Source organism: Kitasatospora sp. NPDC024654, assembly GCF_055559155.1.
This window is the reverse complement of the sequence record NZ_JBVHLF010000163.1, coordinates 1-7,349: the sequence shown is the minus strand read 5'-3', so window position 1 is coordinate 7,349 and position 7,349 is coordinate 1. Positions and strand designations below refer to the sequence as shown.

Annotated in this window: 9 protein-coding genes and 2 pseudogenes; 5 read left to right on the top strand and 6 right to left on the bottom strand. The window is 70.9% G+C overall.

Annotated features, from left to right (window positions below):
* Positions 1–190 precede the first annotated feature (190 nt).
* Positions 191–780 (top strand): annotated as a pseudogene (gene thpR, locus ACZ38L_RS37690) (RNA 2',3'-cyclic phosphodiesterase).
* 356 nt (positions 781–1,136) lie between these two features.
* Here thpR and ACZ38L_RS37685 read toward each other — a convergent pair.
* The 4 genes from ACZ38L_RS37685 to ACZ38L_RS37670 all read right to left on the bottom strand — a co-directional run bounded on the left by ACZ38L_RS37685 (position 1,137) and on the right by ACZ38L_RS37670 (position 3,435).
* Entirely contained in the window at positions 1,137–1,544 is a 408-nt protein-coding gene (locus tag ACZ38L_RS37685; RefSeq protein WP_465702323.1) for a (R)-mandelonitrile lyase, read from the bottom strand.
* 129 nt (positions 1,545–1,673) lie between these two features.
* On the bottom strand, positions 1,674–1,976 hold the full coding sequence (locus ACZ38L_RS37680; RefSeq protein ID WP_465702320.1) for a muconolactone Delta-isomerase family protein: 303 nt from the start codon (positions 1,974–1,976) through the stop codon (positions 1,674–1,676).
* 93 nt (positions 1,977–2,069) lie between these two features.
* Positions 2,070–2,678 carry an NAD(P)H:quinone oxidoreductase gene (wrbA, locus tag ACZ38L_RS37675; RefSeq protein ID WP_465702316.1) on the bottom strand — a complete coding sequence of 203 codons (609 nt, stop codon included), beginning with the start codon at positions 2,676–2,678 and terminating at the stop codon, positions 2,070–2,072.
* A 94-nt stretch (positions 2,679–2,772) separates the two neighbouring features.
* Complete coding sequence (locus ACZ38L_RS37670) at positions 2,773–3,435, bottom strand: SDR family NAD(P)-dependent oxidoreductase (RefSeq protein WP_465702311.1); 663 nt, start codon at positions 3,433–3,435, stop codon at positions 2,773–2,775.
* Between the two features lie 110 nt (positions 3,436–3,545).
* Here ACZ38L_RS37670 and ACZ38L_RS37665 point away from each other — a divergent pair, with 110 nt between their 5' ends.
* Positions 3,546–3,899 (top strand): MerR family transcriptional regulator, encoded by a 354-nt coding sequence (locus tag ACZ38L_RS37665; RefSeq protein ID WP_465702306.1) that lies wholly within the window; start codon positions 3,546–3,548, stop codon positions 3,897–3,899.
* A gap of 223 nt (positions 3,900–4,122) precedes the next feature.
* On the opposite strand, the gene ACZ38L_RS37660 is transcribed toward ACZ38L_RS37665, so the two are convergent.
* On the bottom strand, positions 4,123–4,611 hold the full coding sequence (locus ACZ38L_RS37660) for a lyase family protein (protein ID WP_465702301.1): 489 nt from the start codon (positions 4,609–4,611) through the stop codon (positions 4,123–4,125).
* 89 nt (positions 4,612–4,700) lie between these two features.
* Between ACZ38L_RS37660 and ACZ38L_RS37655 the strand changes: the two genes are divergently transcribed.
* Together ACZ38L_RS37655 and ACZ38L_RS37650 are read left to right on the top strand one after the other, a co-directional pair.
* On the top strand, positions 4,701–4,928 hold the full coding sequence (locus ACZ38L_RS37655) for a hypothetical protein (RefSeq protein ID WP_465702299.1): 228 nt from the start codon (positions 4,701–4,703) through the stop codon (positions 4,926–4,928).
* Entirely contained in the window at positions 4,925–5,950 is a 1,026-nt protein-coding gene (locus ACZ38L_RS37650) for a nucleotidyl transferase AbiEii/AbiGii toxin family protein (RefSeq protein WP_465702295.1), read from the top strand. Before ACZ38L_RS37655 ends, ACZ38L_RS37650 begins: the two co-directional genes overlap by 4 nt.
* 18 nt (positions 5,951–5,968) lie before the next feature.
* Here the strand turns inward: ACZ38L_RS37650 and ACZ38L_RS37645 are convergent.
* A pseudogene (locus ACZ38L_RS37645) lies at positions 5,969–6,452 on the bottom strand (transposase); the annotation flags it as partial.
* 81 nt (positions 6,453–6,533) lie between these two features.
* On the opposite strand from ACZ38L_RS37645, the gene ACZ38L_RS37640 reads away from it, so the two are divergent.
* The gene (locus ACZ38L_RS37640; RefSeq protein WP_465702291.1) at positions 6,534–7,100 is read left to right on the top strand and encodes a hypothetical protein; all 567 of its coding nucleotides are present in this window, start codon (positions 6,534–6,536) and stop codon (positions 7,098–7,100) included.
* Positions 7,101–7,349: the final 249 nt, after the last annotated feature.

Below are 7,349 nucleotides of genomic sequence, written 5' to 3'. Positions count from 1 at the left end.
AAGATCATCAGGGGTCGCGTCCGCTGCTTCCCCACCGGGGCGCCCTCCCGCCAGCCCTCAGGTCATCTCATGATCCGAGAACGCATCGGCCCTGGTCAAGAGGGTGTTCAGGTCGGTCGTCACAAACTGATCTTGGACACCCTCGACCCTTTGAAGGGGCGGAACTTCGGAACTACTCGTCTAGAAAGCCCTGGCGACCGATCACCCTCAGCCGACCCCAACCGTGCGTCTCTTCGTTGCGCTGGCCCCGCCGGACGACGCCAAGGACGAGTTGGCGGGCGCCCTGCAGTTCGCCTACGAGGAATACGCCCACCTGCGGTGGAACCGGATCGAGGACTGGCACATCACTCTGGCGTTCCTCGGCGAGCTCCCGGCCACGGTCGTCCCACTCCTGCGGCCCGCCCTGGCCCGGCTGGCTGCGCATCGTCCTGCCCTGGCCCTGGACCTAGCGGCAGCGGCCACTTCGACGAACGGCTGCTGTGGAGCGGGGTCGAGGGAGAACTCGACGCACTGCACGACCTCGCCGACGAGGTCCGGAACTCGGTGCGGGCCTGCGGCATCCCCTTCCAGGAGCGTCCGCTGCGCCCCCACCTGACGCTGGCCCGGGGGCGGCGTGGTCAGCAGGCCGACATCCTGTCGGCGGCCGCGAGCCTCAGCGACTTCGCCGGCCGCAGTTGGCCTGCCGAGCGCCTCCACCTGGTGGGCAGCAACATCGGCCGCGGTCCGGGGGTGATCCGCTACCGCGACATCGAGTCCTGGCAGCTCGCAGGCGGATCCTGATTCCGACCGCCGGGGTGCGCCGCGCCCGGAGTCACTCGCCTCGGAGGCGCATGAACCTGGCCCCGATGATGAAACCGTCGAGGAGGTTCCGGTCAGTTCGACCCTTTCGTTCCACTGGTTCAGGGGCAGTTCCGGGTCGGTGTTGTTCTGGCCTTGGCGGGAGCCGAGGCCGGGGCCTGGCTCTGACCCGCGGAAGCGCTCGGGTGGGCCGGTGCGGTCGATGCGGCCGGTGCGGGGGCCGCGGCCTGTTGGGTCTTGGCCGCCGTCGGGGCTTCGGTGGTGCTGTGGGCGGCCGCCTGTCCCGTCCTGATCCGTCCCATCCGAGCTCATGGACCGGCTTGAGCAGACGGCACGGCTCAGGCGAAGTCACGGGTGAGGACCCGCGGGCCGCTGTACTCGGCGTCGGTGACGTGGTCCAGCCAGTCGAACTCGTCGGTCTCCCACAGGGCGAGGTGGATCATGAACTGGTCCGGTGCGGCGCCGTGCCAGTGCTCCTCGCCGGCGGGCGTCCAGATGACCTCACCGGGGTGGGCCTCGACGATCTGCCCGCCGCGGGACTGGATCAGGGCGATGCCCTCGACGATGTAGAGGGCCTGGCCCATGCCGTGGCGGTGCCAGGCGGTCCGGGCGCCGGGAGCGAAGCGGACCAGGTTGGCCCTGGTGCGCGCGTCGCCCTCGCCGCGGTAGATCACGTCCGCCCAGGCGTCGCCCGTGCGCCAGGCCTCGGGCAGCTTCATGGTCGCGGGTCGCTCGATGATGTCCATGGTGCGTCTCCTTCGTTGGGGGCCTGCAGCGCGATCCTCGACATCGGCGCCGTCCGCCGCGTTTCCCGGATCGCCGCCGAACACTGGGGTCGGCGGCGATCCGGGACCGCGCGGGGAGCCGCGTGGGGTTCAGACTGCGTCGCCGGTCGCGGCCGGGTCGTTGGGGTGCGAGTGGACGGCGGTGACCTTCGAGGTCATCCACGGCCACAGGGGAAGCGTGCCGACCACCTTCTCGTACAGCTCGGCCTCGTCGGCGGCCCGCCAGAGACCGATGCTGCGCAGCTCACCCACCGGGCGCCAGAGCCTGACCAGGTGGCCGGCGCGGGCCAGTTCCGCGGCCCGGGCGGATTCGGCCGCCCGTACGCGCTCGACCTCGGCCGGGTCGGTGCCCTCGGGCACGGTGGTGGTGAGTTCGACCAGGAACTCCTTCACGGCTCCTCCTTCTGCTGCTGTGACAACTCGGCTGTGGTAACTCGGCTGTTCCAACGCAGCTGTTGTGGCTGCTGCGGTTGCGTGACCGATCGGTCAGGCGGCCTTGAGCTGTGCGGCGATCCTGACGACGCGCTCGGCCTGGATGCGGGCGGCGGTGCGGGTGGTCTCGTCGACGGGGTTGGCGCCCTGGCCGTCGACGTGGGAGGTGCCGTAGGGGTTGCCGTCGACGAACTTGGCCGGGTCGGTGAAGCCCGGGCTGACGATGATGCCGCCGAAGTGGTGGATCGAGTGGTACAGGGCGAGGAGGGTGGACTCCTGGCCGCCGTGGGCGGTGGCGCTGGAGACGAAGCCGCTGTACACCTTGTCGGCCAGCTTGCCCTGGGCCCACAGACCGCCGAGGCCGTCGATGAACTGCTTGAGCTGCGAGGAGATGTTCCCGAAGCGGGTGGGCGAACCGAAGAGCACCGCGTCGGCCCACTCGATGTCCGCGGCGCCCGCCTCGGGGATGTCCCGGGTGGCGGCGTGGTGGGCAGCCCAGGCCGGGTTGGACTCGATCGCGCTGAGCGGGGCCAGCTCGGCGGCCCGCACCAGGCGGACCTCCGCGCCGGCCTTGACGCCGGCGTCGTGCAGCTCCTTGGCGATCTCGGTGATGGTGCCGGTGGAGGAGTAGTAGACGATGGCGAGCTTCACGGGGGTGGACACAGGGATTCTCCGTCTCGTGCGAGGTGCTGGTGGTGGGTGTTGGTGCCGGGTGTTGGGCGATGGTGCCGGGTGTCGCCGGGGAGCAGCCGGGTGCTCAGGCCCGCAGTGCGAGCGAGTGCACGAGCTCGTGCTGCCACTGCTCACGCGGCTGCCGGTGGAGGGCCCAGTAGTCCTCGGCGATCAGGTCGGGGTCCGAGTCGGTTCCCGGCACGATGGCGCTGTCGACGGTCACGGTGGCCACGTGCACGCCGAGGGGGCCGTACTCCTGGTCGAGGATCTGGGTGAGCGCGCGTACCCCGGCCTTGCCGAGGGACAGGCTCGTACTGCGGCTGACGGGTCGCGGCATGCCACCGGTGATGATCACCGTGCCGCCGCCGCTCCCCGCCATCTGCGGGGCCAGGTAGGTCGCCGCGTCCATCGCACCGAGCACGTTCACCGACCAGGCGTCCAGATGCTGCTGCGTGCTCAGCTCGCCGGGCCGGTCCGCCTGGATGATCGCGGCGTTGTAGGCGAGGACGTCGGGCACGCCGTGCGCGTCCACGGCGGCGTCGACGGCGGCGTGCAGCGCGGTGCGGTCGGTGCTGTCGGCGCGCAGCGCGAGCACCGGCGCCGAGGCCTGCGTGCGCACCGCCGCGGCGAGCTCGTCCACGCCCTGGCTGCGCGCGATCATCGCGACGGGCAGGCCCTCTCGTGCGAACCGCGCGGCGACCGCGGCACCCAGTCCCGCTCCGGCTCCCACAACGACCAGTCCTGGCATGGGAATCTCCTCCGACTCACGTAAAGTGGTGAACGCGATGACCGTAGGTCCTCTCATCGGTGTGAGGAGCAAGCCCTTCGGTATCACCGCAGGTGGGAGAGGGAGCGCGGATGCTGATCGGCGAACTTGCCGCCCGTACCGGCGTGCCGGAACGGCTGTTGCGGTACTACGAGGAGCGCGAGCTGCTGGCCCCCGAGCGGACGCCTGCAGGCCGACGCCGCTATCAGGAGTCCGACGTGGTGCGCGTCGCCAACATCCGCGCGCTGCTCGCCGCGGGTCTGAACACCGAGTCGATCGCGATCATGCTGCCGTGCGTGGCGAACGACGCGGAGCGGCTGCTGCCGCAGTGCCCGGAGATGGTCTCCCGCCTGGCCCGGCAACGCGAGCGCCTGGACGAGTCGATCGCGGGACTTGAGCACTCGCGTCACCTGGTCGACTCGCTCCTCGCCGAGGCGGGTAGCTGACGCAGCGGGTGCGGCGGCGCCGGTGCGGGGTGACGTCGCCAGGCGGGCCGTGGTCGGGCGGGCGGGCTGCATGCCCGCGCGCAGGTCAGAAGTCTTGCGCGCCTCCCGCCGAACCGTCGCCCAGGACGACTTCGAGGCGTCGCCTGAGCAGTGACTGGCGAGTGAGGAAGCGTTCCGGCTGGAACTGCTCGCGGGTGGTGGCGATGCCGCGGTCGGCAAGGGTTCAGGAGAGGTGCCGTCCGGTGGCGGCGGTTTCGGTGGCCGCCGCCTGGACGGTGCGGTAGGCCTGCTCGCGGTCGGCGCCCGCGGCGACCGCGAGCAGGATCTCCGAGCTGAAGATCAGTCCATGGGTGGCGTCGAGATTCGCCCGCATGGTGTCGGCGTGGACGGTGAGGTCTTCGACGATGTCGGCGGCCGGGTGGGTCTGGAAGTGGGCGACGGTGAACGCGTCCGGGAAGACCACGCGTTCGACCGCGGCATGGGCCAGGTCGCGTTCGTGCCATAGGGCGACGTCCTCCAGTGCGGCGTCCGCGTAGGACCGCAGGAGGCGGGCCAGACCGGTGACGGCCTCGCTGCGGGTCGGGTTGCGCTTGTGCGGCATCGCGCTGGACCCCTGGTAGGCGGCGGGCCGGGGCTCCTCCACCTCGCGGACCTCGGTGCGTTGCAGCAGGCGCGGTTCCAGGCCGAGTTGCTCGACCACCGCGCCCAGCACGGCGAGCGCGGTCAGGGCGTGCGCGTGCCGGTCGCGGGCGACGGCCGCGTCAACGCCACAACGCGCACCTGTCCCGCAACGCCCGCCGCGTGCGCGCCGACGGGCTGCGCGAACGGTTCGTCACCCAGCGGGCCCGCCTGGTCGGCCTGGCGACAGCCGGCCGTCGGCTGGCGGACCTGCTGGCCGAGTTGAGCGTGGCCGGTTGGTCCGTCGCCTCGGTGGAGCGGGAGTTCGTCGTGCTGGACAGTGACGAGACGCTCGACGCGGGCTGGATCGACGAGTACCCCGGCCCCGAAGATGAGGTCATGACCCGATGAGCACTGACCCGACCGCGACGGACAGCGCGTGGGACGACGTCGGCCCCCGACCGTGGTGGGACGGGGACGTCGTCCTGCCCCGGCAGGCCCCCTCCGAAAGCACCCGGGCCCGGCTCGGCCTGCCCAGGAGCGTGTGGCCGATCGACCACGAGGCGGCCACCCAGCAACCCGTCCATGATCCGGCCCTCGACCACTACACCCTGCCGCTGCGCCCGAGCGAGCCCGCCTTCGACGATCCCGAACTCGCTGCCCGCTGGCTGGCCGCCCGCCGGGAGGCGCTGGAGACCGTGCTGTCGGCGATCGCCGGCTCTCCCTGGGCCGAGCACCTGGTCCTGCGCGGCAGCCACCTGCTGCGGACCTGGTACGGCGAGGAGGCACGCGAGCCCGGCGACCTGGACTTCGTCGTCCAGCCGAGCGACTGGTACCTGCAGGACGCCCGCACCGAGACCATGCTCCGCGACATCGCCACCGCCGCCGCCCGGGAGAGTTCATCCGCCCGGGTGCGCGTGCACGCCGACGACGCCCTGACCGATGGGATCTGGCCCAGGCGCTGGCCGTACTCCCGTTTTCCCGGCCACCGTCTGGTGCTGCCCTGGTCGGCCGAGGGACTGCCGGGTGGCGCGGTCCAGCTCGACTTCGCCTTCACCGAGGTCCTCCCGGTCGAGCCGCAGCACGGTCTGGCGCCCAGCCGGCTGCTCACCGCGACGCCGCAGCTCTCGCTCGCGTGGAAGATCCTCTGGCTGCTCTCCGACGAGTACCCCCAGGCCAAGGACCTCTACGACGCCCTCCTGCTCGCCCGCTCCACCGAGGTGCCCTACGAGCTGCTGCGGCGGGTCTTCGAGCTGTCGGACCCCGAGTGGCAGCGGGTCCCGCTGATGCCGGCCGACATCGCCGACCTGCGCGTGGACTGGGACGAATTCGACAAGGACCACCCGGACCTGGTCCGGTACGAGGACCAGAAGGAATACCCGGCCCGGCTGCTGGCCGCGCTCGCCCCGACCTTCGCCGGCCGCTCCGAGTAAGACCGATCGGCAAATGGATCACTTGAGTCGGCGTGTGGTGGGGCGGCTGTCCCACCGGTAGCGGGTGGTGGCCCGGCGGATCAGCATGCGGACGGTGACGAGTGCGGCGGCGAGGTAGAGGTAGAACTCCACGACTGTGCCGTTCTTCTCGGTGCAGCGCCGTAGCTTGCCGTAGCCGTGCATCCACGAGGTTTCGCTCCACGGTCCACCGCTTGCCGGCCTGGATGGGGGCGGGTACGCCCTTGCGGGCGATCTCGCCGGTGAAGCCCAACTCACCGAGCAGGGCACGGGACCTGTTGTTGTCGTAGCCCCGGTCGAGGTTGACGTTCACGTCCTTGGGCAGGGGCCCTACCTGGCCCACGGCTGCTTCGAGGGTGGGTCCGAGCAGGGGCGAGTCGTGGCGGTTGGCCCCTGCCGCGACCACGCCGAGCGGGACACCCTGCCCGTCGGCGGCGGTCGCGCGTTTCAGCCCTTGCTTGGGAACCGGGCCACTGCCCTGCACTAGATTGACCGCAGTGCGGCCCCCGTATCACAGCCGGGGACCGCGTCGGCCGACGGCCGAGCCGACTCGGGAGGGAACCCCTTGCTCACCCCGTACCACCGCTGGGACGGCTTCGTGGCCCGCCAGCACGCTGCCCTGCAGGACCTCGACTGTCCACCCGACCTGGAACTGTCGGAGCTCACCGTCCAGCACGCCTTGGACCTTGCGGCGATCAGTGCCGCCCAGCCCACGGCCTTCGCCGCGAACCAGCAGCTACTCGCCCTCCTCGCCGCCCTTCCCACCCCCAACGACGAGGAAGACCCGAACTTCTGGGACGAGGTCTGCGCCGCGGCCGGCAACGACTGGCTGACGCCTGCGAACATCAAGGGCTACGTCAAGGGCACGCTGGAAAACCCCGAGGAGAGCGTGCTGGCCGAATGCATGCTCGCCGGGTTCGGGGAGATGGACGCCGAGCGGCGGGCGGCTGTGGCCGAGGTCATCGGCAGCGGCTGGAAGCCGGGGCCAGGCGGCGGGGGTTATTGGGGAGAGCTGTGGATCAGGGGGTTCGAGCAGACCGCCGTGTACGTGGTCGTCATGGGGCATCGGTTCACGCGGTTCCCCAAGAACCCCGAGGCCGAGCAGGAGTTTCGTCATGCCTGGATGAGCTGACCGACGCCTGGATCTGACCGGTGCCGCTTCCACGCCGACGGGCCGCCACTGGGTAGCGTTCAGTGGCCGTTGGCACACTGAGTGACTCTGTCGGGGATCTTGGTTTTCCTTGATCACTGTCCTTGGCGCCACCAGCGGGGGCGGGGCAGTTCGTGTGAACCGCCCCGGGTTCGGTGGGGACTCGATTTCGTGTAAGGATTCGAGTCATGGCACGTCCTTCCTCCTACCCGCCTGAGCTGCGCCGTCGTG

Coding starts and splice junctions, on each gene's coding strand:
- ACZ38L_RS37685 (WP_465702323.1), bottom strand. CDS start 1,544: ATGGACATCATCGAGCGACCCGCGACCATGAAGCTGCCCGAGGCCTGG.
- ACZ38L_RS37670 (WP_465702311.1), bottom strand. CDS start 3,435: ATGCCAGGACTGGTCGTTGTGGGAGCCGGAGCGGGACTGGGTGCCGCG.
- ACZ38L_RS37665 (WP_465702306.1), top strand. CDS start 3,546: ATGCTGATCGGCGAACTTGCCGCCCGTACCGGCGTGCCGGAACGGCTG.
- ACZ38L_RS37650 (WP_465702295.1), top strand. CDS start 4,925: ATGAGCACTGACCCGACCGCGACGGACAGCGCGTGGGACGACGTCGGC.